The sequence below is a fragment of the Nocardiopsis sp. iso_237 genome (assembly GCF_056173345.1).
The window spans coordinates 4,069,833-4,090,342 of sequence record NZ_CM149669.1 but is presented as its reverse complement, the minus strand read 5'-3'; the positions used below and the strand labels follow the sequence as shown (position 1 = coordinate 4,090,342).

Sequence of the window (20,510 nt, the reverse complement as noted above, 5' to 3'; positions counted from 1 at the left end):
CCCCGCCTGCCCTCGTTTCGTCCCCACCCCGGGTTAGGGTCGTGGCCCACGCCCGGACCGACCGGGCGGAGACAGGAGACCGGATGAGTGCGGCGGAGAACGGGCGGGTCGACCGGGCGGAGCGGACCATCGGGGCGCCGCCGTCCGAGGTCTACGGCGCGCTGACCGACGGCGCCGCCCTCCAGGCCTGGCTGCCCCCGGCGGGCATGTCCGGGCGGATCGAGGACTTCGACCCCCGGCCCGGCGGCGGGTTCCGGATGGAGCTCACCTACCGGGAGGCCGACTCCGGGCACGGCAAGACCTCGGAGACCACCGACGTCACCGACGTGCGGTTCGACGAACTCGTGCCCGACGAGCGGATCGTGCAGTTCGTCGACTTCAACTCGGACGACCCCGCCTTCCTGGGGACCATGGTCATGACCTGGCGGCTGGAGCCGGTCCCCCAGGGCACCCGGGTGACGATCGAGGCGACCGACGTGCCCCCGGGCATCCGGCCCGAGGACCACGAGGTCGGCCTCACCTCGTCACTGGCCCACCTGGCCGCGCACGTCGAACCCTGACCGGTCCAGGCGTTCGCGCAGCCAGTCCGGAGTGTGCTCGGGTGAGCGCGGGTGGTACGCCTGGTCCAGGGCGAAGCTGAAGTCCGAGGGATCGACGTCGAAGGTCGTAGGCGCGCTCCTCGTCGTCCCCGAGTTCCTCCTCCGCGCCCTCTGGGGTCGGGGGAGTGGGTACACCTCCGTGTGTATCGGACGCGGCCGACAACCGAGGCGGGTCCCGGTCCGCGCCGGGGTCCCCAGGTGTGTCCTTCCCTGGTCGGGACAGACCGGGCGCTTAGGGTCACACTTGTCGGCCGCCGACACGGAGGGGGAACGCCATGAGCGAGGACGTGGGCGCGGAGATCACCGAGGAGGAGGTCTCCGGCGAGGAGCACGAGCAGGGGGAGGCCCCCCGTGCGGAGCCCGAGCCGCGTGGACGCGAGGCCGAGCCCGGGCGCGGCCACACCATCGTCGTGGGTGCCGGGATGGCCGGGCTGGCCGCCGCCGACCGCCTCGCGGAGCACGGCGAACGCGTCACCGTGGTCGAGGCCAGGGACCGCACCGGCGGCCGCATCCACTCGGTGCGCGACTGGGAGGGCTCGACCCTGGACGTGGGGGCCTCCTGGATGCGCGGTGAGGAGAACAACCCGCTGTCCCGGCTGGTGGAGGAGGTGGGCGCGCGCACCGCCGTGTTCAACCGCTCCACCGAGACCGCCTACGACCCCAAGGGCCGCAGGCTCCTGTTCGACCGGCACCGCCGCAACCTGGAGGACGTCAACCTCCTCCACGAGCACATGTACTGGGCGACGGTCGGCGCGAGCCCGGAGGAGTCGATGGAGGAGGGCATCAACCACGCCCTCTACGACGTCAACCTCGTGCGCTCCCGGGCCAGGGACGCCGCCGAGATCGTCCACCGGGTCGCGGAGGCCGACCACGGAGCCGACGCCGAACAGGTCGCCTTCGCGGCGGTCGCCTCGCGGCACGAGTTCAGCGGCGACGACGTGGTCTTCCCGGACGGAATGAGCCAGCTCACCGACCACCTCGCCCGGGGGCTGGACGTCCGCCTGGAGCACGTGGTCCTGGGAATCACCCATGACGACCAGGGGGTCGGAGTGCGGGTGGACACCCCGGACGGTGAGGAGACACTGACCGCGGACCGGGTCCTGGTCACCCTGCCCCTCGGCGTCCTCCAGTCGGGACAGGTCGACTTCTCACCGGACCTGCCCGAGGACAAGCGGGACGCCCTGGCTCGCCTGGGCAACGGCCGTCTGGAGAAGCTGTTCCTGCGCTTCGACGACGTCTTCTGGGGTGACGCCGAGGTCCTGGTCCACCTGGGCACCGAGGAGGGCACCTGGTTCCACTGGTACGCCGGACAGAACGTCCTGGGGCAGCCCATCCTGGTCAGCCGCAACGGCGGCAACGCGGCCAGGTTCCTCGCCGGGATGGAGGACGGGGACGTGGTCGAGCACGCCATGGCCTCCCTGCGCGGCATGTTCAAGAAGGCCCCGGACCCGGTGGACCACCACGTCACGCACTGGATGGACGACCCCTTCGCGCGCGGCGGGTTCTCGTTCACCGCCGTCGGCGCGGGCGACGGGGACCGCGTGGCCCTGGGCGACCCGGTCGGGGACCGCCTCTTCTTCGCGGGGGAGGCCACCGAGATCGAGCACTCCGCCACGGTGCACGGCGCCCTGCTGTCCGGACGGCGGGAGGCCGACCGTATCCTCGGCGGCTGACCCACCGCCGGAGCGTGCGTCCCCGCAGGTCGCACCCGGGTCCCGGGTCAAGTCCGTACACGGTACGATCAGCGTGCGGACGTCCGTCCGGGCTCCGGGATCCGGCGGGGTGCGTGGTGGCGGGAACGACGGTCCCGCCCGTTATCGTTGGCGGTATGGGGCGATCCGCGGAAGAAGGCAGACACGAAGCGGGGGGCAGCGTGGCCAGCCCGGTGGTCAGTGACCGCATCTGGACGGTTCCCAACCTGTTGAGCATGCTCCGGTTGTTGGGCGTGCCGTTGTTCCTGTGGCTCGTCCTGGTACCCCAGGCGGACTGGTGGGCGCTGCTCGTGCTCGCCCTGGCCGGGCTCAGCGACTGGCTGGACGGCAAGATCGCCCGGGCCTGGAACCAGGCCACCAAACTGGGCCAGATCCTCGACCCGCTCGCGGACCGCCTGTACATCTTCGCGGCCCTGCTCGGCCTGGTCCTGCGCGGCATCATCCCGTGGTGGCTGATGGGCATCCTCGTGCTGCGGGACGTCCTCATCCTCGGCGCGCTGCCGCTGCTGCGCCACTTCGGCTACGGGCCGCTGCCGGTCAACTTCGCGGGAAAGGCCGCCACCCTCTGCCTGCTGTACTCGTTCCCGCTGCTGTTCCTCGCCGGGTACGCGTCCATCGTCGGAGATGTGGCACGGATTATAGGTTGGGCCTTCGCGCTGTGGGGAACGGCTCTGTACTGGTGGGCCGGACTGCTCTACGCCGTCCAGGGACTGCGTCTGATCGACCAGTCCCGCCGCGACGAACGCGATGATCTCACGGGTTCCCCCAGGGGTTCCCGGGACAGCGACCCCGCACGCGGCGACGGCGTGGACCGACCCGATCCGTCCGCTCCGGCGACCGCTGACGGCGCACCCGGCGCGGAACCCGAGGGCTCGGACGGACCGGGCCTGCCGGACCAGGGCCGGACGCCCTGATCCACCGAGCGAACCGGCGGACCGGCTCACCAGAGTCCTGTCGGATCGAAAGGGAAGTGTCGTCTCCGCAATGAGAACATGTCCCACCGCGCGCGACCGTGCGCGTTCCGAGAAACCGTCCTTCGCCGCGTCTCCCGACCGCACCGCCGTTCGGGGGTGCGCGCGATGACCGCACCCGATTCCGCGCCCGTCCCCCCGGGTGAGGCCGCGGCACCCCCCATGAAGGCCGTCGTGATGGCGGGCGGCGAGGGCACGCGCCTGCGCCCGATGACCGCCAACCAGCCCAAACCGCTCCTTCCGGTGGTCAACCGCCCCATCATGGAGCACGTGCTGCGCCTGCTGCGCAAGCACGGGTTCACCGAGACCGTGGTCACCGTCCAGTTCCTGGCCACGCTCATCCGCAACTACTTCGGTGACGGCGAGGAGCTCGGTATGAAGCTCCACTACGTCGCGGAGGAGGTTCCACTCGGCACCGCCGGGAGCGTCAAGAACGCCGAGGAGCACCTGCGCGGCGAACCGTTCATCGTCATCTCCGGTGACGCGCTCACCGACATCGACCTCACCGACATGGTCCGCTTCCACAAGGAGCGCGGCGCCAAGGTCACCATCGCCCTCAAGCGGGTGCCCAACCCGCTGGAGTTCGGCATCATCATCGTGGACGACCAGGGTCGCATCCAGCGCTTCCTGGAGAAGCCCACCTGGGGCCAGGTCTTCTCCGACACCGTCAACACCGGCATCTACATCATGGAACCGGAGGTGCTCGACCGCGTCGCCGCGGGTGAGGTGGTCGACTGGTCCGGCGACGTCTTCCCCGAACTGCTGGAGGAGGGCGCGCCCCTGTACGGGTACGTGGCCGACGGCTACTGGGAGGACGTGGGCACCCACGAGAGCTACCTCAGCGCCCAGGCGGACGTGCTCTCGGGCAAGGTCGACGTCGAGATCGACGGCTTCGAGGTCTCGCCGGGGGTGTGGGTCGGCGAGGGAGCCGAGGTGGACACCAGCGCGGTGCTCAAGGGCCCGCTCTACATCGGTGACTACGCCAAGGTCGAGGCCGGGGCGGAGCTGCGCGAGTTCACGGTGGTCGGCAGCAACACGGTGGTGCGGGCCGAGGCCTTCTGCCACCGCACCGTGCTGCACGACAACGTCTTCATCGGGCGGGGCGCCAACCTGCGCGGGACGGTGATCGGCAAGAACACCGACGTGATGGCGGCCGCCCGGATCGAGGAGGGCGCGATCGTCGGTGAGGACTGCGTCATCGAGTCCGAGGCGTACGTGAGCAACGACGTCAAGGTGTACCCGTTCAAGACCATCGAGGCCGGTGCGGTGGTCAGCACCAACGTCATCTGGGAGTCGCGCGGGCAGCGCTCGCTGTTCGGCCCCCGGGGCGTGTCCGGCCTGATCAACGTCGAGATCACCCCGGAGCTCGCGGTACGGCTGGCCAACGCCTACGCCACCACGCTCAAGAAGGGCGCGATCGTCACGACGTCGCGTGACGTCTCACGGGCGGCGCGCACGCTCAAGCGCGCGATCATCAGCGCGCTCACGGCCGCCGCGATCGAGGTCCGGGACCTGGAGGTGGTCCCGCTGCCCGTGGCGCGCTTCCACACCTCGCAGAGCGGCATCAGCGGCGGCATCACCGTGCGCACCAGCCCCGGTGACCCCGAGTCGGTGGACATCATCTTCCTGGACGGACAGGGCGCCGACCTGTCGCCGGGGGCCCAGCGCAAGCTCGACCGGGTCTTCTCCCGGGCCGAGTACCGCCGCGCCTTCCCGGGGGAGATCGGTGAGCTGTCCTTCCCCTCCCGCAACGTGGAGAACTACTCCCACGAACTGCTGCGGTCCGTGGACACCTCCGGTGTGGCCGAGGCCGAGCTCAAGGTCGTGGTCGACTGCGCGGGCGGCACGGGTTCGCTGATCCTGCCCTCCCTGCTGGGCCGGATCGGCGTGGACGTGCTCACGGTCAACAACCGGCTGGACGAGGCCTCGCCCACCGACACGGTCGCGAAGAAGATGCGGGACCTGGAGCGGCTGGGCGAGCTGGTCGCCAACTCCGGTGCCGACTTCGGCGTGCGCTTCGACCCGGTGGCCGAGCGGCTGTACATCGTGGACGAGAACGGCGAGCTGGTGGACGGCGACCGCGCGCTCCTGGTGGTCCTGGACCTGGTCGCCGCCGAACGCGGCGGCGGGCGGGTGGCGCTGCCGGTCACCACGACCCGCGTGGCGGAGAAGGTGGCGCGCTCGCACGGGGCCGAGGTGCTCTGGACGGCCACCGCCACGGACGAGCTGACCAAGGCGGTGCTCTCGGAGGGAGCGGAGATCGTCTTCGCCGGGGACGGCCGGGGCGGTTTCATCGTCCCCGAGTTCAGCCCGACCAGTGACGCGATCGCCGCCTTCGTACGCCTGCTCGGTCTGGTGGCGCGGACCCGGCGCTCGCTCGGCCAGATCGACCGTGCGATCCCCCAGGCGCACCTCCTGCGCCGTTCGGTGCCCACCCCGTGGGCGGTCAAGGGGAGCGTGATGCGCGCGGTCGTGGAGGCCGCCGGAGAGCGCGAGCTGGACACCACGGACGGGGTGCGGGTGATCGAACCCGACGGCAGCTGGGCGCTGGTCCTGCCGGACACGGCGGAGGCCGTCACCCATCTTTGGGCGGAAGGTCCTGATTCGGACACGGTGCAGCGTCTGCTCGACGAGTGGGCCGCCGTGGTGGAACGGGCCGAGAGCTAGCGGCCCGGCCCCGCAGGCCGGGGCGTGTGGGCGCGGGCGGAGCGTGACGCCCGCGCCCACGGTCCGTGCCCGGGTCACGCCCCGGGGTGTTCGCGCCCCGTGGCGGGGTCGGGGATAAAGTGGACGAAGGCGCAGGTCGAGGCCGGGGCCGGAAGTTCGTGGAAATCCACCCGGCGCGGCGGAGAACCAAACGCCCGGGCCGGGCATCTGCTCCAGAACAGGTGTTGGTCTCCCACGAGGCCTGTCACCGGTCGCGGCGGCGTCCCGGACGCCGACGGGACCGGACCCCGCCAAGCGGGCGCCCCGGCGGGGTGTTCGCGGCGGGCCGAGGGGGAGCGAGACCCTGTCTGGACAGGGATATGGTTTAAAGTCGAGTGTTCCCTGAAGCACCGTGTCACCACCCGCCACGGAATCCCGGCAACGGCGGACATCCAACGGGGGTGACAAGGAGTCCTACTTGGGGGATGAGACCTAGCGACCGACCGTGTGAGACGACCGCTGCCGCGACCGTGGACAGCGGACCGACTCACCGTGTTCCGGACGGTGGACGGGCCCCGTTGCCCGCCCGGCGCCCGGAACACGCCACCGATCAGCCGAATCAAGCACCGCCCCGTGCGGTAGGAGGCCGAGCCGACCTATGTCGAGCGTTTACTGCACGCAGTGCGGTCACGCCGTTGCGGATGATGCCCGTTTCTGCTCCCACTGTGGAACACCGGTCCGCAGGGCCGAACAGCAGAGCCCACGGCCCAACGCCGGCGGCGACTCCGCGGGAGATGTCACGTCGACCATCTCCATCTCCGGTATACAGGCGCTGGAGGAGGAGGAACAGGGCGATGAACTCGGCGGCGACGACCCCGCCAGCACCGACGCGCTTCCACCCGGAACCGCCTTGCTGGTGGTGCGACGGGGCCCCAACGCCGGGAGTCGTTTCCTCCTGGACAGCGACGTGACCACCGCTGGCCGACACCCCAACAGCGACATCTTCCTCGACGACGTCACCGTGTCCCGACGCCACGTGGAGTTCTTCCGCCGCGGCAACGGCTTCGGGGTTCGTGACGTCGGCAGCCTCAACGGCACCTACGTCAACCGCGAACCGGTGGACGAGGCCGAGCTGGGCGGCGGGGACGAGATCCAGATCGGCAAGTTCCGGATGGTCCTGCTGACCAAGCCGCGCCGATGACGGTGCGCTGACCACGGTCGACGGGGGCGGGTGTGCCGAGGAGGTTTGCGGCCCCCCGCCTCCGGAGAGCTTTGTAACGAAGGGTGCCGATTTTCGCCCTCGGGTCCTGGTCCGACGGGGGAGCAGGGACGAGCGCCCATCCGGCATGACGACTCGTGGGACGGAGCCGCTGTGAAACACATGGAGGTCGTCGGCGTCCGGGTTGAGATGCCCTCGAACCAACCGATTGTCCTGCTCAAGGAATCCGAGGGGGACCGCTACCTGCCGATCTGGATCGGTGGGGTGGAGGCCTCCGCGATCGCGCTCGCCCAGCAGGGTGTCTCGCCCGCGCGCCCGCTCACCCACGACCTGTTCCGTGACGTCCTCGACGCGTTGGACACGGGGCTGGAGACGGTGAACATCACCGGTCTGAGTGACGGCATCTTCTACGCCGAGCTGGTCTTCAGCAACGGTGTGGAGGTCAGTGCGCGCCCCTCGGACTCCATCGCCCTGGCCTTACGGACCGGTACCCCGATCTACGCCCACGAGGACGTGATCGAGGAGGCCGGCATGCCGATCCCGGACGAGCAGGAGGACCAGGTCGAGGCGTTTCGGGAGTTTCTGGACAACATTTCGCCGGAGGATTTCGGCCAACGAGGTACCTGAACGGTCGGGGCTCGCCCTCCGCGGGCCCCGATATGTTTTTCGCGGCCGTGACCTGCGGGTTCACGGGTCGCACCGGTGATAGATTAGGTGAACGGAGTGGTCGTGGAAGGCGCAGCCGAAAACCGCTCGGCGGGTTTCGGCCCGGCGGGGGCCGGTACCGCGACTCCTTTGGTGTGCGCACTTGGCGACGCGCCGCGCGCCTTCGTTGACGCTGCCCTGCGGTCGTCCTACCGTCAGTGCTGTGAAACCCACGGCGCGCCCGTTCCCTGAGTGGACTCCCCTGTCGATGCCGCCGTGGGACGAGAAGCCGGAGGTCGGCGTGGCGGTAGCGAGCGGCAAGCGGGATCACCATGACAGGCGGTCCGCGCTGCGGCTAGCGGGGCAGCAGGGCCTACTGTGCGAAGAGGACGTGATGGCGCTGCCTACGGACGTCGGGTATCGGGGCCCAGCGGCGTGTACGGCCGCCGGGATCACCTATCGACAGCTGGACTACTGGGCCAGGACCGGCCTGGTGGCTCCCAGCGTGCGCACGGGCGCCCAGAACGCTCCCCTGTACAGCCTCCCCGACATCCTGATGCTGAAGGTGGCCAAGCGGCTTCTGGACACCGGGATATCGCTCCAGCAGATCCGCACGGCCGTCGACCACCTGCGCGGCCGCCCCGCCGCCGAACTGTCGCGCATCACCCTCATGAGCGACGGCGTCAGCGTCTACGAGTGCACCTCGCCCGACGAGGTCGTCGACCTCATGCAGCGGGGGCAGGGGATGTTCGGCCTGGCGTTGGCCAACGTCTCCCGTGAACTGGAGGAGGCGCTCGGCGTGGTCCCGGCCGAGGAGAGAGCCGATCTGCCCGCGGCGGCCCCCCAGGTCGTGGACGAGCTGGCCATGCGGCGCCGGGAGCGGCGGACCGGCTGAACCCGGTACCCGCGCCGGTGCGACGTCCACGGTGAAAGGTGTGCCCTGACTCGGTGTCAGGGGGTCAGATCGAGTACGGTCGTAGTCACAACGGGGATGAAAACCGACATTCGCCCTGCTTGTGCACACATACAGAGCGTCAGCAGGCCGCTGATACCGCGCGGGAGAGACCTCGGGCAACGGGGCGCCGACGGGGCAATACTCCCCAGTAACCTCTCAGGCACCATGGACCGCGCGGAGTAGGCCGCTCTGAAGCCTGGGCGCGGTCGTGCCCGGTGACAGAGGGGGAGACCGTGAGGAACACCGCCGACCCGATCGGCCCTGTCACCAGGAGGTCTCCGTGCCTGACCCGTCGAACGTCCCCACCCCGGGCGCCCCCGCCCGGGTGTTCGCGGACCGCCACATCGGACCCGCCCCCGCCGAGACCGCCGAGATGCTCAAGACGGTCGGCTACGGCTCCACCGCCGAGCTCATGAACGCGGCCGTGCCCGCGTCCATCCTCAGCGCCCCCGGCCAGAGCGCCGCGCTCGACCTGCCCGAGGCGATCGGTGAGGCCGAGGCCCTGGCCGAACTGCGCGACCTGGCCTCGCGCAACAGGCCCACCACCCCGATGATCGGCCGCGGCTACTACGGCACGCTGACGCCCCCGGTCATCCTGCGCAACATCATGGAGAACCCGGCCTGGTACACGGCCTACACGCCCTACCAGCCCGAGATCTCCCAGGGCCGACTCGAGGCCCTCATCAACTTCCAGACCATGGTCTCCGACCTCACGGGTCTGCCCATCACCGGCGCCTCCCTGCTGGACGAGGCCACCGCCGCCGCCGAGGCCATGACCCTGGCCCGCCGCGTCAGCAAGGTCAAGGGCGACGTCTTCGTGGTCGACTCCGACGTCTTCCCGCAGACCCTCCAGGTGCTGCGCACCCGCGCCGAACCCCTGGGCATCGAGGTCGTCGTCGCCGACCTCACCCAGGGCCTGCCCGAGGGCGACGTCTACGGAGTCCTGGTCCAGTACCCGGCCTCCAGCGGAGCGGTGCGCGACCCCGGCGCCGTCATCGCGGAGGCCCACGAGCGCGGTGCCCTGGCCGTGGTCGCGGCCGACATCCTCGCGTTGACCCTGCTGCGCAGCCCCGGCGACCTCGGCGCGGACATCGCGGTGGGCTCCACCCAGCGCTTCGGCGTCCCGCTCGGCTTCGGCGGCCCGCACGCCGGATACATGTCGGTGGGGGAGAAGCTCCGCCGCCAGCTGCCCGGCCGCCTGGTCGGCGTCTCCGTGGACGACGCGGGCAAGCCCGCCTACCGTCTGGCGCTCCAGACCCGCGAGCAGCACATCCGCCGCGAGAAGGCCACCAGCAACATCTGCACCGCCCAGGTGCTCCTGGCCATCATGGCCGGGATGTACGCCGTCTACCACGGCCCCGACGGGCTGCGCGCGATCGCCCGCCAGGTCCACACCCGTACGGCGGCCCTGGCCGACACGCTGACCCAGCGCGGATTCGAGGTGCTCCACGGGGCCTACTTCGACACCCTGCGCGTGCGCGTGCCCAGCGCCGACCGCGTGGTCGAGCGCGCGCTGGAGGCCGGGATCAACCTGCTGGGCGTCGACCAGGGCACGGTCGGCCTGAGCGTGGACGAGACCACCACCGTGGCCGACCTGGAGAAGGTTCTGGCCGCCTTCGGGGAGGCCGACCGGGGTGCCGAGCGCGGCCCGGTGTCCGTGGACGGCGACGCCGACCGCCTGCCCGCCGACCTCGCGCGCGGCGTCGACTACCTCACGCACCAGGTGTTCAACACCCACCGCAGCGAGACGTCCCTGCTGCGCTACATGCGCCGCCTGTCCGACCGCGACCTCGCGCTGGACCGCACGATGATCCCGCTGGGCTCCTGCACCATGAAGCTCAACGCCACCGCCGAGATGGAGTCCATCACCTGGCCGGAGTTCGCGGGCCTGCACCCGTTCGCCCCGCTCGACCAGGCGGCCGGGAGCGTGTCGCTCATCCGCGACCTGGAGGGGTGGCTGGCCGAGGTCACCGGCTACGACGCCGTCTCCCTCCAGCCCAACGCCGGTTCCCAGGGGGAGCTCGCCGGTCTGCTGGCCATCCGCGGCTACCACCGCTCGCGCGGCGACGACCACCGCGACGTCTGCCTCATCCCCAGCTCCGCGCACGGCACCAACGCGGCCAGCGCGGTCATGGCGGGCATGCGGGTGGCCGTGGTGGCCTGCGCCGACGACGGGAACGTCGACCTGGACGACCTGCGCGCCAAGATCGCCAAGCACGGCGCGGAGCTGGCGGCCATCATGGTCACCTACCCCTCCACCGCCGGCGTGTACGAGGACACCATCACCGAGGTCTGCCGAGTGGTCCACGAGGCCGGCGGCCAGGTCTACGTGGACGGCGCGAACCTGAACGCCCTGGTCGGCTGGGCCAAGCCGGGCGAGTTCGGCGCGGACGTCAGCCACCTCAACCTGCACAAGACCTTCTGCATCCCGCACGGTGGCGGCGGTCCGGGCGTGGGCCCGGTCGCGGTCCGCTCGCACCTGGCGGGCTTCCTGCCGAACCACCCGGGCCAGCCCGAGGCGGGTCCGCACACCGGCGTCGGCCCGGTCTCCGCCGCGCCGTTCGGCTCGGCGGGCATCCTGCCGATCTCCTGGGCCTACGTGCGGATGATGGGCGGCGACGGCCTGCGCTCCGCCACCGAGACCGCCGTGCTCTCCGCCAACTACGTGGCCAAGCGCCTGGAGCCGTACTACCCGGTGCTCTACACCGGCGCCAACGGTCTGGTCGCGCACGAGTGCATCATCGACATCCGCCCGCTCCAGAAGGCCAGCGGCATCAGCAACGAGGACGTCGCCAAGCGCCTGATGGACTACGGCTTCCACGCGCCGACCATGTCCTTCCCGGTCAACGGCACGCTCATGGTGGAGCCCACCGAGAGCGAGAACCTCGCGGAGCTGGAGCGGTTCATCCAGGCGATGATCTCCATCCGGGGTGAGATCGACCGCGTGGCCAGCGGCGAGTGGGACGCCGAGGACAACCCGCTGCGCGGCGCCCCGCACACCGCCGAGGCGGTCACCGCCGACGAGTGGAACCGCGCCTACACCCGCGCGGAGGCCGCGTACCCGCTGCCGTCGCTGCGCCAGGACAAGTACTGGCCGCCGGTCGGCCGGATCGACCAGGCCTACGGTGACCGCAACCTGGTCTGCTCCTGCCCGCCGCCGGAGGCCTTCGAGCTGTAGGCACCGGAGCCGGGACACGCGTGTCCCGCGAACGTGCGAGGGGCGCCCACCCGTGAGGGGGCGCCCCTTCCGCGTCCCGCGAGGCGGTCGGGAGCACCGGCGGAGCCGCAGACCGCGCCGACACCCGACCCACGGGCCCGCGACGGCCGGGGGAGGGCGCGTTAGAGTTTGCACAGCCGCGGAACCGCCGATGCCGGACGCGGCCACGCCTGCGGCCCGCGCTCCCCGTCGCGCGGGCCCGACACCCCCATGGAAAGCGGAACGAATGACCACGACGTCCGGACCTCCCGCACGCTCTGGCCCCGCCGACCCCTCAGACCCCGGACCCCGGGCCACGGACCCCGACGACGCCGAGGACGCCTCCGCGCCGACGCCGGAGGGCGCCCCGGACCTGTGTGACCAGGCCCAGGACCTCGCCGAGAACGGGCACCTCAAGCGGGCCGCCAAGCTGTACCAGCGGGCCGTCGCGGCCAATCCCCCGCCCCGCGTGCAGGCGAGGGCCCTGCTCGGCCTGGCCGTGGTGCAGGACCAGCGCGGCGACCCGGCCGCCTCCCGGGAGGCGGCGCGCCGCGCCCTCTCCACCGGCGACACCCGGTACGCCCCGCGCGCCGCCTACCATCTGGCGCTCTCCCTGGAGCAGGAGGGCGCGCACGGCGAGGCCGTCCGGATCTGGCACCGCCTGCTCGATCTCGGCGGCCCCGCGTACGCCGCCGTGGCCCACTACGGACTGGCACGCGAGGCGGAGCTGCGCGGCGAGGAGGACGAGGCCGAGGAACACTGGGAGACGGCTCTGGAGCTGCCGCCCGGAGACGCCGCGATCAGCCGCCTGCACGCCGCCACCGTGGTGGAGGCCGCGCGCGACCTGGCCGGTCGGCTCCTGGAACGGGGGCGGCCGGACGCCGCCGCCGTCGCGGTCGAACGCGGTCTGAGCGTGGGCGACGACCCCGGGCTGCGGATGCTGCGCGCCGCCACGTACCTGGAGAGGGCGATCGCGGACGTGGGCTCCGTGGTGGACACCGGACCGGCCGACGGGGACGCGGGTTCCCGCCCGGAACCGCGCACCTCCGGCGCCGCGGTGGAGCTGCTCGCCGGGCTGCTCTCCCTCAAGGGGGAGTCGGACGCGGCCGAACAGGTCTGGCGGGCCGGCCTGGACAGCCGTGACCGGAACACCGCCGACGCCGTACGGGGACGTCTGCGGAGCCCCTTCGCCCACCCGCCGCAGGACGGCGGGGAACAGCCCGAGCCGTGGTGGGAGGTCTACCTGGAGGAGGCCGTGGCCACCTCCAGCGCTCCCGCGCTGGCGGGGGAGCTGTTCGCGGTCGTCACACAGATGCACGCACTGCTGGCCGTCCCGGTCGTCGAGGGCGAGTCCCGGCCGGCGGCCCTGCGCGCGGCCATGGAGACGGCTCTGCGCACGCCGAGTGAACTGGTGTGGGGGAGCTCCGTGCACGCCGACTTCAGACGTCGGCTCAGCGCGGCGATGGGTGAGGACGTCCTGCCGGAGCAGTGGCCGGACGGAGGCTGAGCGAGGGGCCCGGGACCGGCCCCGGGGACGGCGCTTTCGGGTGCGCTCGGGGTCAGGCGGCGACCCGGGGACGGTGCGGGGCCACGACCGCGCCGTCGGGGAGGAGCTCACCGGTGTCGTCGAAGAGGACAACGCCGTTGCAGAGCAGGCTCCATCCCTGTTCCGGGTGGCTGGAGACGACCCGGGCGGCCTCGCGGTCGGTGTCCTCGAAGGAAGGGCAGGCGGGTGAATGGCTGCACATGTCAGAGCCTTTCGTCGGGGTGCTCCTCGTTGAGCTGAGGCCAACATTAGTGGCTGACATCACATGATGTTGTCGGTTTAGGTCGACAACGTTCGTCGGCGTGTCTTGTTGACCTTCGCCAAGTGAGACACGCCACACGCCCGACGGGTTCTGTCCGAGGGCCCCTTTTCCCGTCCGGGTCGGCCGCACCGGCCGCCGAGGGCCGGTGCGGCCCCGCTCAGTAACCGCCTCTGGTGCGGCGCGCCGCGGGACGGCCGCGCATCCCCGCCCCCGCCAGACCGCCGCGCTGGAACGCCCGCACCAGCTCACCGCCGAGGTTGACCCCGGCGCCCAGCGCCAGCGCCACCATGACCGCCTCAGCGATGCTCAGCAGCCCCGAGACGGCCGTTCCCTGCGTGATCTCGATCAGACCCCGGTACAGGATGCTTCCGGGCAGCAGCGGCGCGATGGAGGGGATCAGGTAGGGCAGCACCGGCCGCTGCGTGCGCCGGGCCAGCCAGTGCCCGACCACGCCCACCGCCATCGCGCCCACGATCGTCCCGACCACCGGCGGCACCTCCAGGAGCAGGCGCAGACCCGCGTAGATCAGCCAGATCATCACGCCCAGGGCGCCGATCGTGGGCAGCATGCGCGGGGGCACCGCCAGGGAGATCGCGAAGGCCATGGCGATACCGGCCGCGCCGATCAGGACCGGCGCGTCCATGGCGGTCCCCGCCGAGGGCAGGTTCTCCAGGTCCAGGTCGATGCCCAGACGGGTGGCGGTGTAGGCCACCGAGACCACACCCGCCACGATCGCGCCCAGGATGAAGAAGGTCTCCAGCAGCCGCGCGGCCGCCGACACGTAACTGCCGCTGATCCCGTCCTGGAGGCTGGAGACCAGCGGACGGCCCGGCAGCAGGGCCATGATGTTACCGGTGATGATCGCGCCCGCCTGGAGGCCCAGGTCCAGCTCGGTGCTCACCCACAGCAGACCCACGCCGATGGAGGAGGCCACCACGGCCGCCGCCGACATCTGGTAGAACTCCGCGACCCCCCGGTTGGCCAGGAACACCGAGGTGCGGTCGCCCAGCACCGTGGCGAGGAAGGCGACGGTGGCCACGATCAGGCCACCACCCACCATCAGGCTCGCGCTGGAGGCGATCAGGCCGAAGCCCACCGCGATCAGCCAGTTGGGGTAGGGCATCCGGGCCCGGCGGATCTGCTCCAGGCGGGCGCTGGCGTCCTCCAGCTCCAGCAGCCCGAGCGCCGCCTGCTGGACCAGTGTGTGCAACTCGTTGACGCGGAAGTAGTCGAGGGTACGTCGACGCACCACCCGTTCCCCGGTGACCGGGTGGCTGTCGCCGCCGGGGTGGGTGGACAGGGAGATCGTGGTGAAGGTGACCGACACCTCCGAGCGGGGCAGGTCGAAGGCGACCGACAGGCTCAGCATGGCCTCGCTGACCGCCTCGGTGCCCTCCCCGCTGGCCAGCATCAGTTCGCCCACACGCAGGACGAGGTTGATCACCCGGGCGTCAGGGAGGCTGACGTCCTCGCCGTCCTCCAGGCTGTCCGGGGTCAGCTCGCGTTCGTGCTCGGCGCGCCAGTCGCGCATCCGGCTGAGCATGAACTCCTCGCTCGGCGGCCCCGAGCGATCCCGCTTGCTTGGCATGGCTGTACTCCGTTTCCTCCCCGTCGCCCGCACCCCAGATGATCTGCGTACTGCCTCGGCAACCCCAAGGGGGACGCCGCGCCCGTGTGCGCGGTTCGCCCTCCGGCCGCGGCGGCGGCGGTGAGTTCGGTCACCGGATCATCCTGTCAAGGGGCGTGCTTCGTCATGGTGGGCGACGCGCCGGGTCTCGGGCGCTCGCGGGGCTCGGTGACGGTGTTCAGGACGGAGGACCCGGGGCACGCGGGTCGCGTGCCCCGTCCTGTTCCGTGTGCTGTCCGGGGCGGACCAGGCCGCTCTCGTACGCGTGCACGACGGCCTGCACGCGGTCGCGCAGGCCGAGCTTGGTGAGGATGCTTCCCACATGGGACTTGACGGTGGTCTCCCCGACCACCAGGTGCGCGGCGATCTCCCCGTTGGACCACCCCCGCGCGATGAGTCGGAACACCTCGCGTTCGCGGGCGGTGAGGGAGTCCCGCTCGGGTTCGGGTTCGGGCTCGTGGCTCGGCAGGAGGGGCGCGAAGCGGTCCAGGAGGCGGTGCAGGACGGTGGGGGAGACCACGGAGGCGCCCCGGGCGACCACCTCGACCGCCGAGACGAGTTCGGCGGGAGGCGCGTCCTTGAGGAGGAAACCGGAGGCGCCCGCGCGCAGCACCCCGACGACGTACTCGTCGAGGTCGAACGTGGTCAGGGCGAGGACGTGCACCCGGTGGCCGAGCGGGCGGGCCCACTCGACGATCCGCCGGGTGGCCTCGATGCCGTCCACGCCGGGCATGCGGACGTCCATGAGGACGACGTCGGGGAGCAGGCTCCGGGCCGAGCGCACGGCCTCGCGGCCGTCCGAGGCCTCACCGACGACGGACAGGTGGGGGGACGACTCCAGGATCATGCGGAAGCCGGCGCGGACGAGCGGTTGGTCGTCGGCGAGCAGGACGGAGACGGATACGGAGTCGGACACGGCCCGATTCTCCCCCAAGTCGGCGGTCATCGGGGCCGTAAACGCCGTGACCCACCCGTGATCTGGGTCGGAGTTGCGTCACACTACCCGTGTGCGGGAGACCTACACCACCGATCTACCCGCGTCCGGGGTCGTCGGCGGAGCGCCTCAGGCGGTCGGCAGCGGCGGCGGGGTGCCGCCGAACTCCGGGCACAGGGCCTGGTGCTCGCACCAGCCGCACAGCTTGCTGCGCCTGGGCTCCCAGGTCCCCGCGCGCCCGGCCGCCTCGATCCGCGCCCAGATGTCACCGATCTCCGCCTCCGCCGCCAGGAGCTCCTCCTCCGTGGGGTCGTACCAGCGCACCGAACCGTCGCCCAGGTAGACGAGCTGGAGACGGGCGGGAACCACGCCCAGGTCGCGCCAGATCATCACCGCGTAGAAGAAGATCTGGAACTTGGCCTTGTCCTCGAACCGGGGGTGCGGCGACTTGCCGGTCTTGTAGTCGACCACGCGCATCCGCCCGTTGGGAGCCACGTCGAGCCGGTCCACGTAGCCGCGCAACCTCAGGCCGGTGGGGAGCGCGACCTCCAGGCGCATCTCACGCTCGCGCGGCTCCAGGCGCTCGGGGTCCTCCAGGTCGAAGTAGCGCCTGACCAGGGCCCGGGCCGAGTCCAACCAGTCGGCGAGCCCCTCCTCGCCGGGGAAGAGGTGTTCCGCGACCTCGGGTTTGCCGTCCCGGATCCGGGCCCACTGCGGCTCGACCAGGCTCTCCGCCGTGCGCGGCGTGCGGGCGTCGGAGGGCAGCTCGTACAGGCGCTCCAGACAGGCGTGTACCAGGGTGCCCCGCAGGGCGGCGGCGCTGGGCGCCTCGGGGAGGCGGTCGATGGTACGGAACCGGAACAGCAGCGGGCACTGGAGGAAGTCCGAGGCCCGGGAGGGCGAGAGGGCGGTCGGAAGCGGCGCGGTGGTCATACACCGAGCCTATGAGAGGAGCGCACCCGCCGGGAGCGGGCGGAGCCACCGTGAACCGACCGGGAGGGCTCAGCTCCCACCTGCCGGGGACCCCGGCGGAACAGGGCCTAGTGTGGAGCCGTGAGCAGAGGCAGTGACCAGTCCCGACCCCGTCCCGACGACACTGAACGGAAGAAGCCCGGGTTACTGCTGGGCCGCCCCTTCGGGGTCCCGGTCTACGTCACCTCGTCGTGGTGGATCGTCGCCGTCCTGATCACCCTCGTCTACGGAGGGATCGTCCAGGCGCGCCTGGCCCTGGGCCCCTCCGCCTACCTGCTGGCCTTCGTCTTCGCGGTCCTGCTCTACGCCTCGGTGCTCGTGCACGAACTGGCGCACTCGCTCGTGGCCCGCTGGTACGGACTGCCGGTGCGCCGCATCGTCCTCTACGTGCTGGGCGGGGTCTCGGAGATCGACCGGGAGGCGCCCACACCGGGCCGTGAGTTCTGGATCGCCTTCTCCGGACCGCTGCTGTCACTCGTGCTGGCGGCGGTCGCGTTCGTGCTCGCGCTCTTCACGGACCCCTTCAGCGTGCCCGGGGAACTGCTCTTCCAGCTGTGGATCGCGAACCTCCTCGTGGGTGTGTTCAACCTGCTGCCGGGGCTTCCGCTGGACGGCGGTCGCCTGCTGCGCGCCGGGGTGTGGAAGATAACGGGCCGCCCCCACACGGGCAGCGTCGTGGCCGCCTGGGGCGGCCGGGTCCTCGCCCTCGTCGTCGTGGCGCTGCCGTTCCTGTTCGCGTGGAGCGCGGGGAGCACCCCGGGACCGTGGGCGATCGTGTGGGGCCTGGTCCTGGCCGGTTTCATGTGGATGGGGGCCACGGAGGCGCTCAACAACGCGCGCGTCCGGGCCCGGGTGCCGGGGTTGAGGGCGCGCGCGCTGACCCGCCGCGCCGTGGCCGTCCCGGCCGACCTCCCGTTGGCCCAGGCCGACGTCCGCGCCCGGGAGGCCGGTGCGGAGGCGGTCGTGGTCACCGACAGCGCCGGAACGCCGATGTCCGTGGTGCACCCGGCGGCGGCCGAGGCGATCACCGACGCGCGCCGGGCCTGGGTCCCGGTGTCGGACGTGGCGCGGGCGCTGACGGAGCACTCGACCGTCTCCGCCGACCTGGAGGGCGAGGAGCTGTTGACGGAGCTCACCCGGCAGCCGCTGCCCGAGTACCTGGTCCTGGAGGCCGACGGCTCGATCCTGGGAGTGCTGCGGGCCTCGGACGTCAACGCCGTGATCACCGGACGGGCCGGAGGCCGTTAGTCGGGAGCGCCGCCAGCGCGGACCCGGCACGGGTTCAGCGGCGGGCACCCTCGGGCCACAGGACCGTGACGGGGCGCTCCACCCGGTGCGCGTAGGCCACCACGTCGGCGGTACCGCCGGGGCCCCGGGCGGGTTCCCCGTCCCAGACCGCGACCAGCTGGTCGCACCGCTCGACGAGGAGGCGTCCCGCCGCCATGTGGGCGCGGGGGTCGGACTCTTCGTGCGGCAGCGTGTGGACCAGGACGGCCTGTCCCAGGAGGCGGTCGTACACCGGGTGGTGCTCGTCCGGGAGCGCCTCCCGGTAACCGGTCGCGGGGACGATGGCCTCCAGCGGGGCACCGGTGGCCACCACGGCCTCGGCGAAGACGACGTCGGCGCCGTCCGCGAGACAGGACAGGCCCACCATCTCGCATCCGTACGGTTCCAGGTGAGCCCTGACCAGACCGGCGACGGCGCCGCTCACGTCAGGGGCCAGGTTGCGGTGTCCGGTGATCCCGATGCGAATCACATGACCTCCCTGCTGCTCGGCTCCCCGACCTTCTACCCACTCAGGGGGATACCGGTAACCAGTGAGGAAAGCCTGTCGTCGAGGTCCTCGACGCAGTGCGCGCGGGGGCCCTGGTAGCGCCTGCGGAAGGAACGGACCCGGCCCACCACGCGCTCGGAGTCGAAGCGCACGCCGGTGGTCAGGGCCTCCTGGGCGAGCCGGAAGGCCTCGTCCACGTCACCGGCCTCCGCGTGGGCGGAGGCCAGCTCCACCTTGAGCAGCGCCGACTGCTTGACGTTGCGCGGGGCCGGGGCGACGGCCTCCGCGAAGGCGGCCCGGGCGTCGTGCGGGCTGCGCAGCCGGACCCCCACCAGGGCGCGGTATCCGGCGACCTTGGCCTGGTCGAAGGCGAACACCCACGGCCAGGGCGGCTGGGCGTTGTCCGGGCTGTCCACCTCGCGCTCGGCGCGCCGGATGGAGCGGGCGGCGGAGACGCGGTCGCCCAGTCCGGCGTGGGCGAGCGCGCCGATACAGGCGAGCCAGGCGCGCGCGGTGGGGTGGGCGGCGGGGCCGAGCACGTGCTCGGCCTCCTGGACCAGCCCGAGGCCCAGTTCGGGGTCCTCCGCGACGTCGATCTCGAAGGCGGCCAGGGAGCCGAGCATGTAGACGTCCAGGAGACGCATCCCGGCCTGGCGGGCCCGGACCACGGCGGTGCGGTAGTGCATGCGCGCCGACCCCATGTCCCCGAGGTCGGCGCTGAGCCACGCGGCGAAGCCGGAGGCCTCGCTCGCGGCCGCGCTGAGCTCCGTGTGGAAGGTGGTCCCGCGCGCGTTCCCGAGCATCTGTTCGGCCAGGTGCACGTGCGCGACGGCCCCGGGCAGCAGGTGGCGCGCCGGGGAGGTGGCGTCCATGCGGCGCTGGCCGCCGGTGATGGAGCGCAGCGCGGGGGCGGTGGTCTCGTTGATGCCGTGGTATCCCTCGTACCCGTCCGCGGGGCGCACGCCCGCGAGGGCGGAGGGGCCGGTGGTGACGCTCCGCCCGGGGTCCCGGCGTCTGGAGGGGTTGCGACCCGCACCGGCGAGCTCCTCACGCGCGCCCCGGCCCAGCCCCCGCGTCCCCACGTCGTCCGGTTCCCGCGTGCCGTCCAGCACGCCGGACCCCCGCTCCGCGCCCGGGCCCTCCGTACTCCCCGCGCCGCCGAACCGCAGCAGGTGGAGCGGGATGTCCAACCGCCGGGCGAGGTCGTGGACCTGACTGACGGTGAGGGACTGCTGCCCGTTGACGACCCGGGAGACCCAGCTCTGTGAATAGGTCAGCGCCTGGGCCAGTTCCCCCTGGGACCACCCGCGGGCCGAGCGCACGCCCTCGATGACCGTCGGCATGTCGCAGGTGGCCAGGGCTGCGGCCATCCGCGGGCGGGTCCACAGGTCCTGGGGCAGTTCACCGTCTCGTTGGGGCATGCAGCTTAGGTTAGGGATTCCGTGAGCGCTT

The 20,510-nt window shown here is 71.9% G+C and carries 17 protein-coding genes and 1 riboswitch; of the genes, 10 read left to right on the top strand and 7 right to left on the bottom strand.

All coding sequences use genetic code 11. From position 1 onward, the window contains the following. Positions 1-83 precede the first annotated feature (83 nt). On the top strand, positions 84-560 hold the full coding sequence (locus AC0VYM_RS18705; protein WP_475453945.1) for an SRPBCC family protein: 477 nt from the start codon (positions 84-86) through the stop codon (positions 558-560). On the opposite strand, the gene AC0VYM_RS18700 is transcribed toward AC0VYM_RS18705, so the two are convergent. Then, positions 525-734, bottom strand: coding sequence for a hypothetical protein (locus tag AC0VYM_RS18700; RefSeq protein WP_475453943.1), 210 nt, complete (start codon positions 732-734; stop codon positions 525-527). The genes AC0VYM_RS18705 and AC0VYM_RS18700 overlap by 36 nt on opposite strands. A gap of 140 nt (positions 735-874) precedes the next feature. Here AC0VYM_RS18700 and AC0VYM_RS18695 point away from each other — a divergent pair, with 140 nt between their 5' ends. The 8 genes from AC0VYM_RS18695 (at position 875) to AC0VYM_RS18660 (ending at position 13,450) form a co-directional block, all read left to right on the top strand. Then, positions 875-2,272, top strand: coding sequence for a flavin monoamine oxidase family protein (locus AC0VYM_RS18695; RefSeq protein WP_475453941.1), 1,398 nt, complete (start codon positions 875-877; stop codon positions 2,270-2,272). A gap of 200 nt (positions 2,273-2,472) precedes the next feature. Continuing rightward, a complete protein-coding gene (clsA, locus tag AC0VYM_RS18690; RefSeq protein ID WP_475463112.1) occupies positions 2,473-3,225 on the top strand; it encodes a cardiolipin synthase ClsA in 753 nt (250 codons plus the stop codon). Between the two features lie 219 nt (positions 3,226-3,444). Further along, entirely contained in the window at positions 3,445-5,949 is a 2,505-nt protein-coding gene (locus AC0VYM_RS18685; RefSeq protein ID WP_475463111.1) for a sugar phosphate nucleotidyltransferase, read from the top strand. Between the two features lie 637 nt (positions 5,950-6,586). Beyond that, positions 6,587-7,129: an FHA domain-containing protein gene (locus AC0VYM_RS18680; RefSeq protein WP_049566369.1), complete on the top strand. Its 543-nt coding sequence runs from the start codon at positions 6,587-6,589 to the stop codon at positions 7,127-7,129. A 171-nt stretch (positions 7,130-7,300) separates the two neighbouring features. Continuing rightward, positions 7,301-7,774 (top strand): bifunctional nuclease family protein, encoded by a 474-nt coding sequence (locus tag AC0VYM_RS18675; RefSeq protein WP_378743599.1) that lies wholly within the window; start codon positions 7,301-7,303, stop codon positions 7,772-7,774. 412 nt (positions 7,775-8,186) lie between these two features. Then, positions 8,187-8,687: a MerR family transcriptional regulator gene (locus AC0VYM_RS18670; protein WP_475453938.1), complete on the top strand. Its 501-nt coding sequence runs from the start codon at positions 8,187-8,189 to the stop codon at positions 8,685-8,687. A 151-nt stretch (positions 8,688-8,838) separates the two neighbouring features. After that, positions 8,839-8,930: riboswitch (glycine riboswitch) on the top strand. Between the two features lie 97 nt (positions 8,931-9,027). Continuing rightward, the gene (gene gcvP, locus AC0VYM_RS18665) at positions 9,028-11,925 is read left to right on the top strand and encodes an aminomethyl-transferring glycine dehydrogenase (protein WP_475453936.1); all 2,898 of its coding nucleotides are present in this window, start codon (positions 9,028-9,030) and stop codon (positions 11,923-11,925) included. Between the two features lie 265 nt (positions 11,926-12,190). Further along, on the top strand, positions 12,191-13,450 hold the full coding sequence (locus AC0VYM_RS18660) for a tetratricopeptide repeat protein (protein ID WP_475453934.1): 1,260 nt from the start codon (positions 12,191-12,193) through the stop codon (positions 13,448-13,450). A gap of 52 nt (positions 13,451-13,502) precedes the next feature. Here the strand turns inward: AC0VYM_RS18660 and AC0VYM_RS18655 are convergent, their stop codons facing one another. The 4 genes from AC0VYM_RS18655 to AC0VYM_RS18640 all read right to left on the bottom strand — a co-directional run bounded on the left by AC0VYM_RS18655 (position 13,503) and on the right by AC0VYM_RS18640 (position 17,245). After that, positions 13,503-13,691, bottom strand: a complete 189-nt coding sequence (locus AC0VYM_RS18655) for a DUF5999 family protein (protein WP_017544800.1) — start codon at positions 13,689-13,691, stop codon at positions 13,503-13,505. Positions 13,692-13,908: 217 nt separating this feature from the next. Next, the gene (locus tag AC0VYM_RS18650; RefSeq protein ID WP_475453932.1) at positions 13,909-15,339 is read right to left on the bottom strand and encodes a threonine/serine exporter family protein; all 1,431 of its coding nucleotides are present in this window, start codon (positions 15,337-15,339) and stop codon (positions 13,909-13,911) included. Between the two features lie 217 nt (positions 15,340-15,556). Beyond that, entirely contained in the window at positions 15,557-16,324 is a 768-nt protein-coding gene (locus tag AC0VYM_RS18645; protein ID WP_475453930.1) for a response regulator, read from the bottom strand. Between the two features lie 117 nt (positions 16,325-16,441). Continuing rightward, positions 16,442-17,245 (bottom strand): RecB family exonuclease, encoded by an 804-nt coding sequence (locus AC0VYM_RS18640; protein WP_475453927.1) that lies wholly within the window; start codon positions 17,243-17,245, stop codon positions 16,442-16,444. A gap of 120 nt (positions 17,246-17,365) precedes the next feature. Here AC0VYM_RS18640 and AC0VYM_RS18635 point away from each other — a divergent pair, with 120 nt between their 5' ends. Continuing rightward, the gene (locus AC0VYM_RS18635; protein WP_475453925.1) at positions 17,366-18,532 is read left to right on the top strand and encodes a site-2 protease family protein; all 1,167 of its coding nucleotides are present in this window, start codon (positions 17,366-17,368) and stop codon (positions 18,530-18,532) included. A gap of 34 nt (positions 18,533-18,566) precedes the next feature. Here the strand turns inward: AC0VYM_RS18635 and AC0VYM_RS18630 are convergent, their stop codons facing one another. Together AC0VYM_RS18630 and AC0VYM_RS18625 are read right to left on the bottom strand one after the other, a co-directional pair. Then, a complete protein-coding gene (locus AC0VYM_RS18630) occupies positions 18,567-19,040 on the bottom strand; it encodes a hypothetical protein (protein ID WP_475453923.1) in 474 nt (157 codons plus the stop codon). 32 nt (positions 19,041-19,072) lie between these two features. Further along, positions 19,073-20,428, bottom strand: coding sequence for a helix-turn-helix domain-containing protein (locus AC0VYM_RS18625; protein ID WP_475463109.1), 1,356 nt, complete (start codon positions 20,426-20,428; stop codon positions 19,073-19,075). Between the last annotated feature and the right edge of the window lie 82 nt (positions 20,429-20,510).